We start from the raw sequence: 15575 nt of genomic DNA, 5'->3' as shown, positions 1-15575 counted from the left end.
TATGCAATCATTCACACATATGGACCATCGCCCGCCGGCGCGCCGCGACTGGCGCGTCTTTTGGCGGCTGACGCGCCCGCATACGCTGACGGCGGCATTTGTGCCCGTATGCGTCGGCACGGTGCTGGCGCTTGGCGAAACATCGATCGATTGGCTGCTGTTTGCCGCGATGATGATCGCCTCTTTGTTGATTCAGGCGGCGACGAACATGTTCAACGAATACTACGATTATCAACGCGGCCTCGATTCACCGGAGTCGGTCGGCATCGGCGGCGCCATCGTCCGCGACGGCCTCAAGCCGAAAACGGTGCTGGCGTTGGCGTTTGGCTGTCTTGGGTTGGCTATGCTCATCGGCATCTACATTTGCGCCGAAAGCAGTTGGTGGCTCGCCGTTGTCGGAACGATTTGCATGGCGGCCGGTTATTTTTACACCGGAGGGCCGGTTCCGATCGCCTATACGCCGTTTGGCGAACTGGCGGCTGGGTTTTTTATGGGCTTTGTCATCATTTTGATTTCATTTTTCATCCAAACGGGCTATATCAGCGGCGACGCCGTGCTCACCGCCATTCCGATCGCGATTTTGGTCGGCGCCATTTTGCTGGCGAACAATATTCGCGACTTGGACGGCGACCGTGAAAAAGGGCGAAAGACGCTCGCCATTTTGATTGGCCGCGATTGGGCCATCCGCCTGCTCGCTGCCATGTTCGCCGTTGCCTTTCTTTGGACGGCCGCGCTTGCGGTGTTTCAGATCGTGCCGTTTTGGGCGCTGCTCGCTTTATTGAGCATTCCAAAAGCAATCGCCGCGACGCGCGGATTTATCGGCAAAATCAAGCCGATCGAGATGATGCCGGCCATGAAGGCGACGGCGCAAACGAATACACAGTTCGGCTTTTTGCTCGCCGCTGGCTTGCTCATTGCCCATTGGCTGTAACACGGTCAACATGACCGTGTTTTTTTTTTGATTTTCGCCCATACTACACCATATAGACGCTACTGCGAAGGAAGGGATTGCGACTGATGCTGACGAACGAACAGCTTGCCGCCCTCCGCTCAAGACTGCTCGACATGAAACGGGAGACGGAAGACCGGCTGAAGCAAAACGACCATTTCGGCATGATCCGCAGCCACGCCCACGATGCGGTCGGTGAGCTGGCGAGCTACGACAACCATCCGGCCGATGAGGCGACAGAGCTGTATGAGCGGGAAAAAGATCTCGCCCTAAAGGAGCATGCCGAGCGCGAAGTTCGCGAGATTGAACGGGCGCTTGGCGCCATCGCCGACGGCACATACGGAACGTGCCGCGTATGCGGCCGCCCGATCCCATACGAACGGCTCGAGGCACTGCCGACAACACTCTACTGCCGCGAGCACAGCCCGGATCAAACGGTGTCGCAAAAGCGGCCGCTTGAAGAGGGCGTTCTTATGCCGCCGTTTGGCAAATTCGATTTCGATGACCGCGCGGAATCGGTCGCTTACGACGCGGAAGATGCATGGCAGGAAGCAGCCCGCTACGGCACATCCGACACCCCTTCGGACCTTGGCAAAAACGTCGATTCCTACAGCGAAGTGTATGCCGAGTCGGAAGAGAACGTCGGCTATGTCGAAGACTTGGAAAATTTCGCGGCCGTCGATTTGCATGGCAGACACGTACGTGTGTACCCGACGCGGGAGCATGAGCTGCTGGAAAACATATTGGATGACGAAGGCATCATGTCGAACATCGGCGATTTGCCGGCGTATGAAAAAGACCCGTATACATCGACAGACAGCTACCGCCGGTACGATGAAAGACTGTCCCAGCAGCATTTTGGGGAAACAACTCCATGAAAAAGGCCATCGGCAAGATGGTCTTTTTTGTGAAACGGGCCGATGCCGTTTTCCGTAGTACAGAGCAGAACGTCATATGATCCGAATGGAGGCGAAATGATGAACGCACATGAGATCGATTACCGGCTGTACGGCGATGACATGCAGTTTGTCGAAATCGAGCTCGACCCATACGAAAGCGTGGTCGCGGAAGCGGGCGGGATGATGATGATGGATGACGGCATCGTCATGGAAACCGTATTTGGCGACGGCTCCTCGTCCGGAAAAGGGCTGCTTGGCCGCCTTGTCGGCGCGGGAAAGCGGCTGCTCACCGGCGAAAGCTTGTTCATGACCGTGTTTACCAACCAAGGAAGCGGCAAGCGCCGCGTCGCCTTCGCCGCTCCGTATCCGGGAAAAATCATCCCGGTCGATTTAAGCGAACTTGGCGGGAAGCTCATCTGCCAAAAAGACTCCTTTTTGTGTGCGGCAAAAGGCGTTTCCGTCGGCATTGAGTTTCAGCGCAAGCTCGGCGCTGGCTTTTTCGGCGGCGAAGGGTTTATTATGCAAAAGTTGGAAGGTGACGGGCTTGCCTTTTTGCACGCCGGCGGAACGATCCACCGCCGCGACTTGCAGCCCGGGGAAACGCTTCGTATTGACACCGGCTGCCTTGTCGCCATGACGAAAGACGTCAACTACGATATTGAATATGTCGGCAACATCAAAACCGCCTTCTTCGGCGGCGAAGGATTGTTTTTGGCCACCGTCACCGGTCCGGGAGCAGTGTGGGTGCAGTCGCTTCCGTTCAGCCGGCTCGCTGACCGCGTCCTCGCTGCCGCCCCGAGCGCCGGCGGACGGTCGGTCGGCGAAGGCAGCATCCTCGGCGGCATCGGCGACTGGCTCGACGGCGACGACTAAGCGAGAAAGGGCGCTCCGGCCAAACGGAACGCCCTTTTGCTTTTCTGCCTTCCCCCTCGAAATTCCCTAAAAGGACGATGATTAAATGAAAAAGCAGCCCAAAAACGTCCTTTTCTAAGTTGAGAAACGTTCCCCCGACGGCAAAAGACCCCAAATTTCGGCGGCGTATTCCGCTACGGTTCGATCGCTGGCGAAACGGCCGGAATGGGCGATGTTGACGGCGCTCATCCGCCACCAGCGCGCCGGATCGCGGTAAGCGGCCTCAACCCGCTCGTGCGCCTCGGCGTAGGCGGCAAAGTCGCGCAGCACAAAATATTCGTCGTTTTGCGCCAGCAGCGAGTCGTAAATCGGCTCAAAGTAGTCGCCGACATCAGGGAAAAAGCCGTTGATGAGCTGGTCGACAACTTGCTTGATCCGTTTGTCATGATGGTAATACTCATGCGCCCGATAGCCTCCGTGTTCGTAGTAGCGGAGCACTTCATCGGCCGTCAGTCCGAACAAAAACATGTTGTCCTCCCCGACGGCTTCCGCGATTTCGACGTTCGCTCCATCCAGCGTGCCAAGCGTAACGGCGCCGTTCATCATAAACTTCATGTTGCCCGTCCCGGACGCTTCTTTGCTGGCTGTTGAGATTTGCTCGCTCACATCGGCGGCCGGAATGATTTCTTCCGCGAGCGATACGCGGTAATTTTCCAAAAAAATGACCTTCAGTTGCTCGTTCGTCCGTTTATCGTTGTTCACCTGATCCGCCACCGAATGGATGAGCTTGATGATCCGCTTGGCGTAATAATAGCCTGGCGACGCTTTCGCTCCGAAAATGAACGTGCGCGGGTGGATCGAAACATACGGGTCTTCTTTCAGCCGATTGTATAAATGCATAATGTGCAAAACGTTTAACAACTGCCGTTTATAAGCGTGCAGCCGCTTCACTTGCACGTCAAAAATGGACGATTCGTCAACAAGAATCCCGGTTTTTTCGTAAATGCGGGCGGCGAGCCTCGCCTTCCGCTGCTGTTTGACCGCAGCCAACGCCTGCTGAAACGCCGGATCGGAAGCATAAGACTTCAGCTCAATCAATGCTTCCGGCTCGCGGATCCAGCGCGGACCAATCGTTTCCGTAATCAACGCCGACAGCTCCGGGTTCGCCTTTAACAGCCAGCGACGATGCGTCACCCCGTTCATTTTGTTGTTGAACTTGTGCGGCGCCCATTCGTAAAACAAGCGCATTTCCCGCTGTTTCAATATGTCCGTATGCAGTTTCGCCACACCGTTGACGCTATGGCTCGCAACAACGGCCAAGTGCGCCATTTTCACCATCCCGTGGGCGATGATGGCCATTTGTTCAATCCGCCCCCAATCGCCAGGGTAGCGTTCCCACAGCTCGCGGCAAAACCGTTCGTTGATTTCCTCGACGATCATATAAATGCGCGGCAACAGCGGCTGAAACAGACGAATCGGCCATTTCTCGAGCGCTTCCGCCAGAGTCGTATGATTCGTGTACGCGATCGTATGGGTCGTAATGTGCCAAGCCTCTTCCCAGCTCATCCCTTCCTCATCGAGCAAAATGCGCATCAACTCCGGAATCGCAAGCGCGGGGTGCGTGTCGTTGATATGAATGGCGACATATTCATGGAGGCGGCGCAAGCTCCCGTGCTGGCGGCGATGGGCGCGAGTGATGCTGCTGAGGCTGGCGGCGACGAGAAAATACTGCTGCTTCAGCCGCAAAATTTTTCCTTCGTCATGCGTATCGTCCGGGTACAAAAACTCGGAAATGGCTTCGGTCTCCCGTTTGTATTGCATGACATCTTTATGAAGCGGGAACGTTTTCGCCGGTTCGGCGCTCCAAAGCCGGAGCGTGTTGACCGTGTTCGTCCCGTAGCCGATGACCGGCATATCGTACGGCACCGCCATCACGTTTTCGCTGTCGACATGGCGGAAGACAAGGCGGCCGTTTTGCTCCGACACCTCAACCCGCCCACAAAACCGGACTTCGACCGCCAGCTCTTCTTTCCGGATTTCCCAAACGTTCCCGTTTCGCAGCCATTGCTCCGGCAGTTCGACTTGATAACCGTCGACGATCTTTTGGTCAAACAGCCCATGCTTGTAGCGGATGCCGTGCCCGTGGCCCGGCAAATTCAATGTGGCGAGCGAGTCAAGAAAACAGGCGGCGAGCCGCCCCAGCCCGCCGTTGCCAAGCCCGGCGTCCGCCTCACATTCCTCGACATCTTCGAGGCGAATGCCGAGCTCGCGCAATCCTTCCTCGACGACCGAGCGGACGCCGAGGTTTAACAAATTGTTGCCGAGCAGGCGACCCAACAAAAACTCAATCGACAAATAATACACTTGCTTCCACCGTTGCGCCCGGTAGCGTTCATTCGTCGCGATCCAATGGCGGCTGATATGTTCGCGCACCATATGGCCAAGGACATGATAATGATCGCGCGCCGTCGACTCCGCAAACGGTTTGCCGCACAACTCCTCGACCCGCGTCACAAACGCCCGTTGAAACGTTTCTTTATCCGCGAACAAGCGCGTCTTCCCCCTTTTTGTTCAGCTGTTCGTACGCTTTTCGATACTCCCTCGCCGACCGGCGCCAGCTGTAATCGCCGCGCATCGCCCGCTCCATGAGCCGCTCCCAGACAGATGGCTGGTGGTAGAACGACAGCGCCCGGCGGATCGTGTACAACATGTCATGGGCATTAAAGTTCGTAAAGCTGAACCCGTTTCCCTCTCCTGTAAATTCATTGTACGATTGCACCGTATCGTTCAGCCCACCCGTTTCCCGAACGATCGGAATCGTCCCGTACCGAAGCGCGATCATTTGGCTCAACCCGCACGGTTCAAATAATGACGGCATTAAAAACAAGTCCGAGCCCGCATAGATTTGATGGGCGAGCGGTTCGTGAAAGCCGATGTACACCCCGACTTTGTCCGGATAGGCCGCTGCCATTTGCGAGAAAAACTGTTCAAAGCGCCAATCCCCGGTGCCGAGCACGACGAGCTGCATGTCTTCCTGCATGAGGTCATGAAAGACGCACGTCACCAAATCGAGCCCTTTTTGCGCCGTCATTCGCGTCACCATGGCGACGATGGGCGCATCATCCCGCTCTGGCAGACCGAACCGCCGCTGCAAAGCGCGCTTGTTGAGTTTTTTTCTTTCCCGCGTATGTACGCTATAGGTCGCCGCCAAAAACGGATCGGTTTGCGGGTTGTAAAACTCGTCGTCAATGCCGTTTAAAATGCCAAGCAAATCGGCCCGCCGCGCCCGCAGCAAGCCGTCCAACCGCTCGCCGTAATAGGCGGTTTGAATCTCTTCTTTGTACGTCGGACTCACCGTCGTGATCAAATCGGAGGCGACAAGCGCCCCTTTCATAAAGCTGACGCTTCCGTAAAACTCGAGCTGGTCGACAGTGAAATACCGTCCGTCCAAATTCAACAAATCCTCTAAAATCCCGCGCGGAAACAGCCCTTGAAACTGCAAGTTGTGAATCGTAAACATCGTGCGGATATCCGCATAAAACGGATCATGGTGGTATTGCTCGCGCAGCAAAAATGGAATCATGCCGGTGTGCCAGTCATGGCAATGAATGATGTCGGGCTGAAACCCGATCTCCGGCAGCGCGTCCAGCACCGCCCGGCAAAAATAAGAAAACCGCTCGCCGTCGTCATCATGGCCGTACAGCTGCGGCCGTTTGAAGTAATACTCGTTGTCGATGAAGTAATAGATGACCCCGTCGTGCTCGAGCTCCTCCACGCCGGCATATTGGCGGCGCCACCCGACCGGCACGGTGAACTCCGCCGTTTTGTTCATCTTCTCTTTCCATTCGCGGGCGATCGTCTCATATTTCGGCAGCATGACACGGGCGTCAACGCCGAGCCGGCGCAGCTCTTTCGGCAGCGCGCCGGCAACGTCGGCCAATCCCCCCGATTTGGCGAACGGGGCGCATTCGGAAACGGCAAATAGCACGTTCATCGGCTGGCGACCTCCCCCTGCACCGTTCCTTTGCGGACGACAAACGGTTGATCAGCCGTTCCTTTCAACACCACGCCCGGTTCGACCTTGGCGTCTTTATCGATAATGACGCCATCGAGGACGCAGCCGTCGCCGATTTGGCACTTTTGCATAATAATGCTGTTTTTCACGACCGCTCCTTTGCCGATCTTCACAGAGCGGAACAAGACGCTGTTTTCCACCGTCCCGTCAATGACGCAGCCGTTGGCGATCATCGAGCGCTTTACGATCCCTTCCCGCCCGTACTTCGTCGGCGGCTCGTCTTTCACTTTCGTATAAATCGGCCGCGATGGAAGAAAAAGCTGCTCCCAAACACTGCGGTCAAGAAGCTCCATGCTCGCGCGGAAATAGCGGGCGAGCGAATCGATGACGGCCGCATACCCGCTGTATTCATAGTCGCAAATGGACAGCGAATGACAGTTATCGCAGACGACATCGACGATGCTTCGATAGCCGCGGTTTTTATAATTGGCAATGAAATCAAGCAGAAGAGACGTCTCCAACACGTACATCTCCAGCGGCTCGCCGCGATGGCAGATTCGCGTCACATCGCAGCCGCGTTCGATATGGCGCTCGAGGACGGCGTCAAAGTCGATGTTGCACACCGTGTAGCTATTGACGATGACCGCATACTTTTGCCGACTCCGCAAAAAATAGTCGATATGCTGCTCAAAATGGGCAAACGCCCCGATCCGGCGCTCACCGGAAAACAACAAGTCCGGCGATGGGAAGAAAAACAATCCGTCCCGCTTTCGGTTTAAATCCCAATTCTTCCCTGATCCTAAATGGTCCATCAGCGACCGATATTGGTATTTCGAAAAAATCGCGACGCTTTCAATGCCGGAGTTGACCATGCTTGAAAGCACGAAATCAATGAGCCGATACCGCCCGGCAAACGGCACCGCTGCGATTGAGCGTTGCTCGACAAGCGGCGCCATTGCCTCCATATACGTGGTCGCGTCGATGACGCCCAACATCATGTTGTTGTTCATTGTGCTCCATCCTTCCTTGCGGTGTCCTTATTCCGTTGCTTGATCCACTCGGTCGTTACGAGCACGACGTCATCATCAGCATCGCCCGGGCTCACAGTCGAATGCGGCGGGATGACGATCTCCGGAGTGACGATCGCTCGCTCGACATACGCTCCTTCACCAACTGTTGCCCCTGGCATAATGACGGATTCTTTCACAACCGCTCCCTTGCCGATGCAGACGCCTTGAAACAGCACCGAGCGCTCCACCGTTCCTTCCACGACGCATCCCTCATTGATGAGAGAATCGCTCACTTCCGCCTCGAGAGCGATGTATTGCGGCGGCTGGTTCGGGTTGACCGAATAAATGCGCCACGAGCGATCAAACAAGTCAAGTTCATTGTGTTCATCGAGCAAATCCATGTTGGCTTCCCACAAGCTTTTGACGGTGCCGACATCTTTCCAATAGCCTTTGAACGGATAGGCCACGAGCCGCTTGTTCTCCCGAAGAAGCCGCGGAATCACATCTTTGCCGAAGTCGTGCGACGAATGCGGATCGGCGTTGTCGATTTGCAAATACTCCCTCAATAACGGCCAATTGAAAATGTAAATGCCCATCGATGCCAAATTGCTTTTCGGATTGGCCGGCTTTTCGGCAAATTCGACAATTTCCATGTTTTCATTCGTGTTCATAATGCCGAATCGGCTCGCCTCTTCCCACGGCACTTCAATAACGGAAATCGTTGCATCCGCCTGTTTGGCGATATGGTAGTCGAGCATCTGCTGGTAATCCATCTTGTAAATATGATCGCCAGACAGCACGAGAACGTAATCCGGGTCGTATTGTTCAATATAATTCATATTTTGATAAATGGCGTTCGCTGTGCCTTCGTACCATTTGACGCCGGAAGAGGCGGAGTAAGGGGGAAGGACGGTGACGCCCCCGTTTCTTCGATCTAAATCCCATGCGCTTCCGATGCCGATGTACGAGTGCAAAAGAAGCGGCTGATATTGGGTCAACACCCCGACTGTGTCAATGCCCGAGTTCGTGCAATTGCTCAACGTAAAATCAATGATCCGGTACTTCCCCCCAAACGGCACGGCTGGTTTCGCGATGTTTTTCGTCAGCGAGCGAAGCCGGCTTCCTTGCCCGCCGGCCAATAACATGGCGATGCACTTCTTCTTCATTCTGCTTTCTCTCCCCTCGTTTTTGCACTGGCCGCAAAATGGAAATGCCAAACGGCGGAATCGTCATGCGCACATGGTACGGTTTTCCATGAAACGGCTCACTGAAAGCGGGAAGCCGCTTCCCGTTGACATGTCCCGAACCGCCAAACTCCGCTGCATCGCTGTTAAGCACTTCGCGGTACGGCGCCAAAAGCGGCACGCCGACTTTGTAATCGTCATACGCCTGATTTGTGAAATTACAAACAATGACCAGCACATCACCTTCTTTTTTCCCCCGGCGGATGAATGAAAAAATGCTTTGCTCGGCATTATGAACGTCAATCCATTCAAACCCTCTCGGATCATGATCAAGCTCGTAAAACGGCTTATACCGTTTATAGCAGGCGATCAGCTGCTTCACATATTCGTCCATTTTCCGGTGCAATTCAAAATCGAACAGCACCCAGTCCAGCTCCTCGGCAAACTTCCATTCATCAAACTGGGCAAACTCACTGCCCATAAACAGCAGCTTTTTCCCAGGGTGGGCCATCATGTACCCATACAATAGGCGCAGCTGGGCGAACTTCTCTTCGTACGACCCAGGCATTTTATTGAGCAGTGATTTTTTGCCATGCACAACTTCATCATGGGAAAATGGCAAAATGAAATTTTCCGAATACGCATAAAGGAGGGAAAAACTGACCTGGTTATGGGCGTATTTCCGCTCATGCGGCGGCGTTTCCATATACTTCAGCATGTCGTTCATCCAGCCCATGTTCCACTTGTAGTTAAACCCAAGGCCGCCATCGTACGTCGGCGCGGTCACCCGAGGCCAGTCGGTCGAATCTTCAGCGATCATCAAGACGTTCGGGTCATAGGCAAACACCGCCTCATTCAACTGGCGCAAAAACTCGACCGCATACGGATTTTCATAGAGCCGGTCGTTGTTCGGCCAATAAAGCATATTGGCGACCGCATCGACGCGAAACCCGTCCACATGGTAATACTCCAGCCAAAACAACGCATTGGAGATCAGAAAACTGCGCACTTCCGGCTTGCCCAAGTCAAAATTCGCCGTCCCCCAGACGTAATTTTCTCGGTCTTTTTCATTCGCGTATTCATACGTCGGCGCGCCGTCAAACATGTACAGCCCGTGGGCGTCCTTGCAAAAATGCCCCGGCACCCAGTCGATGATGACGCCAAGCCCCGCTTGATGGCAGCGGTCGACGAAATACATGAAATCGTGCGGCGTGCCATAGCGGCTTGTCACCGAATAATAGCCGGTCCCTTGATATCCCCACGAACGATCGAGCGGATGCTCGACAAGCGGAAGCAGCTCAATGTGCGTAAATCCGCGCTCCAGCACGTACGGAATGAGTTCGTCGGCCATCTCACGGTACGTATAAAAGCGGCCGTCCGGTTTCTTTTTCCACGAACCGAAATGAAGTTCATAAATGACCATCGGTTGGTCATAAATCCGCTTTCGCCGTTTCTTCCGCTGCCAAGGTGAATCATTCCACTCGTATCCTTTCAAATCGTAGACAATCGAGGCGGTATGAGGGCGCAATTCGGAGTAAAAGGCGTACGGGTCGGCTTTCAACAGAACACGGCCATCCGGTGTGATGATCTCATATTTATAGAGATGCCCTTCCAAGTTTTCTGGAACAACGATCGTCCATACCCCTTCGTCGTTCACCTTCGTCAGGGGGGAATTCGCCCCATTCCAATCGTTGAAACTGCCGACAAGACGGACTTCCCGCGCATGGGGCGCCCACACGCAAAAGCGAGTGCCGACCGCTCCGCCGCCGCGGATGACATGAGCGCCGAACAGCTCATAACTTTGATACAAACGGCCTTCATGAAACAAATACACTTCTAAATCTGTCGGATTCGCCGCAATCAAGCTGGATCGCATCCTTTCCGAAGCAAAATGATGGCCATACACAGCATTGATTCCTATTCGCCAACAGAAGGCTTTATTCCTTGAATGCTTCGTCTATATTTTTAGACAAATTCCAACAACCGCTGTTTCTGGCTGTCGAAATTTCATTTGCACACAGGTGGATTTTTATATTATAATATATACAAGTTGATAATTATTATAAATAATGGAGGTGCATTATGGCTCCAACACTGTACGATTTTCACCATCTCCCGCACGTCAAAACGCAAAATGAATCGAAAAAAGCGCTCTGGGTGACGCTTTTGTTGACCATGTTTTTCACCGCCGTCGAAATCATTGGCGGACTGATTTCCAACTCACTCGCCCTCTTGTCCGATTCGGCCCATATGGCATCCGATGTATTGGCGCTTGGCTTAAGCATGGTCGCCCTCTACATGGCGACGCGCCCGCCGAACCGTCGGTTTACGTTCGGCTTTTTGCGGTTTGAAATCATCACATCGTTTTTGAATGGGCTGACGTTGGCCGTCATTGCGCTGTGGATTTTATGGGAAGGCATTCAGCGTTTTCTCCATCCTGAACCGATCAACTTTCGCCTCATGCTCGGGATCGCAGCGATCGGCCTCGTCGTCAACTTGACGTTGACCATCGTCTTAAGCCGGAGCACGAAAGAGGAAGACAACTTGAACGTTCAGAGCGCCCTTTGGCATTTCATCGGCGACTTGATTAGCTCGATCGGCGTCATCGTTTCCGCACTGCTCATTTACTTCACCGGCTGGACGGTGTTCGACCCGATCATCAGCTTAGTGATCGCCGCCATCATTTTCACAGGCGGGGCGAAAATTATGCGCGAATCGTATCTCATCTTAATGGAAGCCGTGCCAGATGGGTTCGACCTCGAACAAATCCGCGCCGATATTCGAAAGATCGAAGGGGTCGAAGACGTGCACGACATGCACTTATGGGCCATCTCGACCGACCATTACTCGCTGTCGGCTCATGTGTTTGTCAACGAACGCATCCAGCCGCTATGCGTCATCTTGGCGGTGAATGAAATGTTGAAGGAAAAATACGGAATCGAGCACGCCACCATCCAGGTGGAGCACGCCATGCTCCATGACCATGGCCGCTATGGCCGGGCGTTTTTGGAGAAAAAAGCTTTCCATGAATAGGAAATGCCGCCTCTGCTTCTAATGGCATGGGCGGCTTTTTCGTTTGTCCATTTTCCCTTTCAAACAAAAAGGAATCAATACGATCCGCGGCGAACATATAGAGTCATCATGCCGAAGGAAGGGATGCCTCATGGGAATCGGAACGATCTTCTCGTTTTTCGGCGTCGCCGTTTTGCTTACGTTAGCGCCGGGGCCAGACATTTTGTTCGTCATCGCCCAAAGCCTGTCCCAAGGCAAACAGGCGGGCATCGCCACCGCGCTCGGGCTGTGCACCGGACTGCTTGTCCACATCAGTGCAGCCACGCTTGGCGTCTCGGCTGTCATTTACCAATCCGCCTTGGCGTTTGCCATCGTCAAGTACACCGGCGCCGCGTATTTGCTGTACTTGGCATGGCAGGCGTTCCGCGAAAAAGACAGCAGTCTCGCCTTTGGGCGGCAGAAGCCAATGGCATACGCCTCGCTGTACAAAAAAGGCATTGTCATGAACGTGCTCAATCCGAAAGTGTCGCTCTTCTTTTTGGCGCTCCTGCCGCAGTTCGTTGATCCGTCAGCGGGCCAGATCCCGCAGCAAATGCTCGTATTAGGCGTCATCTTTCTCGTTCAAGCTCTCGCTGTCTTCACCTTAGTGAGCATCGGTGCGGAAAAACTGCGCCACTGGCTGCTGTCGAACGAACGAATCGCTCGGCGGATCAACTGGCTAAAAGGGATCCTTTTCGCCGCCATCGGCATCCAAATCGCCTTCAGCGAGCGGTCGTAGCGGAAGAAAAAAGAGGGCGGCTGCCCTCTTTTCTGCTCATCTCCACAACAGTGCCGCGCCTCCCAATATGAGGAGCAGGGAGAGAAATAGCACCCATGTTGACCAAAGATCGATCATTTCAAAAAACAAGACTATTCTCCGCTCACGCCCCTCCTTCTTCTTGTATTCTTCCCACTGCTGCTTAATGATCACGATCCCAAACGGAAACACCCCGATTCCCGCCACAAGGAGAATCACCGCTATTCCTTTGTCATCCGTCCCCATTCCTCTAGCCAACCTCCGCACCGAATCACCGCCCGCGCTTTCAGGCAGGTGAGGATCATGCTTTCTGACGCCGTTCGCCCTCGCTCACGACGCTTTCGTTTGCAGCAGCTTCACACCAAGCCCGATAAACACGATCCCTGTCAATCGATTGACAAGAAGCGCCATTTTCGCGTTTTGACGCATCCGTTTCGTCGCCAGCGCGGCGACATAGACGACGCCAAGCCCCCACAGCGTGCTCGTCACCACGAACGAAACGCCGAGCAGCAGAAACGGAAGCGGGCCGTATGGCTGGGCCGTTTCGATGAATTGCGGCAAAAACGAAAGGAAAAACAACGCCACTTTCGGATTCAACACATTCGTCGTCACGCCGTGCCAATAAATCTTGTTCAGCTTCATCGGCGCCAACTCCCCCGACTCCAACGCGGGCGGCGCCGGCTGCCGCATCATTTTGATGCCAAGATACACCAAATACGCCGCGCCAGCGATTTTCACAGCCGTAAATAAGACAACCGACTGCTGCAAAATCACCGCCAAACCAAACGCAGCGAGCAACGTATGAATGAACACCCCCGTCGAAATGCCCAACACCGAATACACGCCCGCTTTTCTCCCTTGCGCCACACTGCGCCCCATAATATACATCGTATCCACTCCCGGAGTGGCATGCATCAAAATCGACGCCAGCAAATACATCCCGTAACTTGTAATGCCTAACACATGTCTCCCTCCTGACCAAGCTAGCAAACAATCATCCATGGACAGTGGCACTGCTTTCGGGCAATGTTACAAAAGGTAGGTGGCTTCACCACCGATACAGTGACAAAATCGTTCCGTTTTCCAAAACGAATGATCCCAAGAACCTCGATGTCCACCGGCCTTCGAAAAAGCAGATGATGGGTAGCGCCCGGTCGGACAAGCAGCGCTTCCCCAATCGAACATCTTTTTTCCTTCCATGACCGCCCGCTCAACGAAAGCGGCTGTTTTTCACTGTCCTTGTTAGAAGTGAACTGCCCACCACCTACGCTTCGCTTAGAGGCAGGGGCTTCAAGCGACTTGTGCGTGTTCGCTGAACGGTAAGCCACAAACAAGAACCCTTTACGCTTCCCTTCGTTCCAAAGGTGTCGGTTTGAACCATAGACGATCATATTCATCGGCGATGGCCAACCGAAATTCATCTCCCACCTACTCATTGATCGATCGCTCTTCACATTCCTTGAGGTGGGAGACTTCTTTCGGAAATGACGTTAACGTAAAAGATCTTCTTCTCATCGTCAGTCAAAAAGGCGATATTTTCGAAATGGAAAAAATGGCAGTAGCGCCAGAAATACTTTTAGTCACATTTTCGTGTCACCTAAAAGGCCGGTAAAAAACGGCTGTCACGAGCAAATCAGCGGCATTTCGCCGAAAAAGAAGATTGATTCCGCAAGGTTGTTCTAATTAAGAAACAGCTGGAACTAGCAGTATTTTATACGAAATCACCTGCTATTTTTCCAACCTCTTCTTAACGTCCAGATTTTTCTAGCTCTTTCGAATGGTTTGTTTTCGTTTCTTTCCAAGACAACAGCGTAAGTTCGTATTGGGCAAACCCGTTGGACAATGTCGCCACATAGCGGATGCGGCTGTCTGGCGGCAAATATTTTTGTGCTTCCGGTGACGATTCAAAGGAAACGGTCACCGATGCTTTCCCTTTCACTGGCGCAAAGGTCCAGTTGCCGTCCGCGGACGGGTTGATCGTTCCGTTTTCGCGAATATAATCGATGATCACTTGCCGGTTTTCATCCGGCGCAGCCAAAATCGTGTTTTTCCCGCCCGGATTGATGATCCGGTTCGTCGTCGCCCGATAGTTGTTCGTCGCAACGATAAATTCCCTCTTCGGCGTCACCGGTTTGCCTTGGAATCGCAAGTTTTTAATGCGGTTTGCTTTCGGGTTGATCACATTTTGATTTTTGTCGTATTTCGCCGGCTCGGTGACATCGATCTCATACGTCACTCCATCAATAATGTCGAAGTTGTACGTCGGGAAGTCGTTGTTGATAAGCGGCTGAATGCCTGTCTTGTTCGGGTCGATTTGGTTGAATTGTCCCGCCGACCACTCAAGCCATTCTTTCAACTCGGCTCCCGTAATTTTCAGCGCATACACCGTGTTTGGATACAACTCACATTTCGCACCTTGAATAAAAATTCAAAATAAACCTGATTTCATCGAATAAAAATTAGTTATTTCTCACATTTCGCACCCTCCCAACGAAAATCGGGAGGATTTTTTGTGTCCATCGTCGAATGAATCCTTGACATACAAGGAAAGTGAAGGAGTTTTTCTCTCATGAACGTTCAAGCCAAAAAGGTCTATCGCAATTATTATTTGAATATAAGTCGAATGAATCCTTGACATACAAGGAAAGTGAAGGAGTTTTTCTCTCATGAACGTTCAAGTCAAAAAGGTCTATCGTAATGATTATTTGAATATAATAAGTGCCCTATTCAAGAAACTGGGCCTGCCCCAATTGATTGACCATCTCGTTCCCGTTGATCCACAGTGCCAGACTCGAGTCAGCGATGCCGTTCAGGCCATCATCTACAATCTGTTTGACGGCCGGCAAGCCCTCGTTCAC

General features: G+C 53.3%; 13 protein-coding genes and 1 pseudogene. 6 read left to right on the top strand and 8 right to left on the bottom strand.

The window, feature by feature from the left end:
• Nucleotide 1: 1 nt before the first annotated feature.
• The 3 genes from CD000_RS01035 to CD000_RS01025 all read left to right on the top strand — a co-directional run bounded on the left by CD000_RS01035 (nucleotide 2) and on the right by CD000_RS01025 (nucleotide 2721).
• Nucleotides 2-931, top strand: a complete 930-nt coding sequence (locus tag CD000_RS01035) for a 1,4-dihydroxy-2-naphthoate polyprenyltransferase (protein WP_096224688.1) — start codon at nucleotides 2-4, stop codon at nucleotides 929-931.
• A gap of 86 nt (nucleotides 932-1017) precedes the next feature.
• Nucleotides 1018-1827 (top strand): yteA family sporulation protein, encoded by an 810-nt coding sequence (locus CD000_RS01030; RefSeq protein ID WP_055358913.1) that lies wholly within the window; start codon nucleotides 1018-1020, stop codon nucleotides 1825-1827.
• A gap of 99 nt (nucleotides 1828-1926) precedes the next feature.
• Nucleotides 1927-2721, top strand: coding sequence for a TIGR00266 family protein (locus CD000_RS01025; protein ID WP_011232351.1), 795 nt, complete (start codon nucleotides 1927-1929; stop codon nucleotides 2719-2721).
• A 114-nt stretch (nucleotides 2722-2835) separates the two neighbouring features.
• Here CD000_RS01025 and CD000_RS01020 read toward each other — a convergent pair whose 3' ends face one another.
• The 5 genes from CD000_RS01020 to glgB are packed head-to-tail and all read right to left on the bottom strand — an operon-like array spanning nucleotide 2836 to nucleotide 10785.
• Nucleotides 2836-5250 carry a glycogen/starch/alpha-glucan phosphorylase gene (locus tag CD000_RS01020; RefSeq protein WP_096224687.1) on the bottom strand — a complete coding sequence of 805 codons (2415 nt, stop codon included), beginning with the start codon at nucleotides 5248-5250 and terminating at the stop codon, nucleotides 2836-2838.
• Nucleotides 5237-6694 (bottom strand): glycogen synthase GlgA, encoded by a 1458-nt coding sequence (glgA, locus tag CD000_RS01015; protein ID WP_096224686.1) that lies wholly within the window; start codon nucleotides 6692-6694, stop codon nucleotides 5237-5239. Before glgA ends, CD000_RS01020 begins: the two co-directional genes overlap by 14 nt.
• A complete protein-coding gene (locus CD000_RS01010) occupies nucleotides 6691-7725 on the bottom strand; it encodes a GlgC family sugar phosphate nucleotidyltransferase (protein ID WP_096224685.1) in 1035 nt (344 codons plus the stop codon). The genes glgA and CD000_RS01010 overlap by 4 nt, the downstream gene beginning before the upstream one ends.
• Entirely contained in the window at nucleotides 7722-8891 is a 1170-nt protein-coding gene (locus CD000_RS01005) for a glucose-1-phosphate adenylyltransferase (RefSeq protein ID WP_096224684.1), read from the bottom strand. Before CD000_RS01005 ends, CD000_RS01010 begins: the two co-directional genes overlap by 4 nt.
• Nucleotides 8773-10785: a 1,4-alpha-glucan branching enzyme gene (gene glgB, locus CD000_RS01000; protein WP_233130489.1), complete on the bottom strand. Its 2013-nt coding sequence runs from the start codon at nucleotides 10783-10785 to the stop codon at nucleotides 8773-8775. The genes CD000_RS01005 and glgB overlap by 119 nt, the downstream gene beginning before the upstream one ends.
• A 206-nt stretch (nucleotides 10786-10991) precedes the next feature.
• Here glgB and CD000_RS00995 point away from each other — a divergent pair, with 206 nt between their 5' ends.
• Both CD000_RS00995 and CD000_RS00990 read left to right on the top strand, forming a co-directional pair.
• A complete protein-coding gene (locus CD000_RS00995; protein WP_011232353.1) occupies nucleotides 10992-11942 on the top strand; it encodes a cation diffusion facilitator family transporter in 951 nt (316 codons plus the stop codon).
• 130 nt (nucleotides 11943-12072) lie between these two features.
• Nucleotides 12073-12699 carry a LysE family translocator gene (locus CD000_RS00990; protein ID WP_096224683.1) on the top strand — a complete coding sequence of 209 codons (627 nt, stop codon included), beginning with the start codon at nucleotides 12073-12075 and terminating at the stop codon, nucleotides 12697-12699.
• 36 nt (nucleotides 12700-12735) lie between these two features.
• Here the strand turns inward: CD000_RS00990 and CD000_RS00985 are convergent, their stop codons facing one another.
• The 3 genes and pseudogenes from CD000_RS00985 to CD000_RS00970 form a co-directional block, all read right to left on the bottom strand.
• Nucleotides 12736-12963 carry a hypothetical protein gene (locus CD000_RS00985; protein ID WP_033016373.1) on the bottom strand — a complete coding sequence of 76 codons (228 nt, stop codon included), beginning with the start codon at nucleotides 12961-12963 and terminating at the stop codon, nucleotides 12736-12738.
• An 84-nt stretch (nucleotides 12964-13047) separates the two neighbouring features.
• On the bottom strand, nucleotides 13048-13680 hold the full coding sequence (locus CD000_RS00980) for a LysE family translocator (protein WP_096224682.1): 633 nt from the start codon (nucleotides 13678-13680) through the stop codon (nucleotides 13048-13050).
• Nucleotides 13681-14476: 796 nt separating this feature from the next.
• Nucleotides 14477-15118, bottom strand: a pseudogene (locus CD000_RS00970) (5'-nucleotidase C-terminal domain-containing protein); the annotation flags it as partial.
• A gap of 265 nt (nucleotides 15119-15383) precedes the next feature.
• Between CD000_RS00970 and CD000_RS00965 the strand changes: the two are divergent.
• A partial coding sequence (locus CD000_RS00965; protein ID WP_143425270.1) for a DUF4277 domain-containing protein occupies nucleotides 15384-15575 on the top strand: 192 nt, incomplete at its 3' end.

The organism is Geobacillus sp. FJAT-46040, from assembly GCF_002335725.1.
Taxonomy (GTDB): domain Bacteria; phylum Bacillota; class Bacilli; order Bacillales; family Anoxybacillaceae; genus Geobacillus; species Geobacillus thermoleovorans.
Note: the sequence above shows the minus strand (reverse complement) of the source record. Positions and strands in the feature narration are given on the sequence as shown.

What these genes read in the sequence shown, in the direction of transcription:
- CD000_RS01030 (WP_055358913.1), top strand. Translation starts at nt 1,018, where the DNA reads ATGCTGACGAACGAACAGCTTGCCGCCCTCCGCTCAAGACTGCTCGAC.
- CD000_RS01010 (WP_096224685.1), bottom strand. Translation starts at nt 7,725, where the DNA reads ATGAACAACAACATGATGTTGGGCGTCATCGACGCGACCACGTATATG.
- glgB (WP_233130489.1), bottom strand. Translation starts at nt 10,785, where the DNA reads ATGCGATCCAGCTTGATTGCGGCGAATCCGACAGATTTAGAAGTGTAT.
- CD000_RS00985 (WP_033016373.1), bottom strand. Translation starts at nt 12,963, where the DNA reads ATGGGGACGGATGACAAAGGAATAGCGGTGATTCTCCTTGTGGCGGGA.
- glgA (WP_096224686.1), bottom strand. Translation starts at nt 6,694, where the DNA reads ATGAACGTGCTATTTGCCGTTTCCGAATGCGCCCCGTTCGCCAAATCG.
- CD000_RS00995 (WP_011232353.1), top strand. Translation starts at nt 10,992, where the DNA reads ATGGCTCCAACACTGTACGATTTTCACCATCTCCCGCACGTCAAAACG.
- CD000_RS01025 (WP_011232351.1), top strand. Translation starts at nt 1,927, where the DNA reads ATGAACGCACATGAGATCGATTACCGGCTGTACGGCGATGACATGCAG.
- CD000_RS01005 (WP_096224684.1), bottom strand. Translation starts at nt 8,891, where the DNA reads ATGAAGAAGAAGTGCATCGCCATGTTATTGGCCGGCGGGCAAGGAAGC.
- CD000_RS00990 (WP_096224683.1), top strand. Translation starts at nt 12,073, where the DNA reads ATGGGAATCGGAACGATCTTCTCGTTTTTCGGCGTCGCCGTTTTGCTT.
- CD000_RS01035 (WP_096224688.1), top strand. Translation starts at nt 2, where the DNA reads ATGCAATCATTCACACATATGGACCATCGCCCGCCGGCGCGCCGCGAC.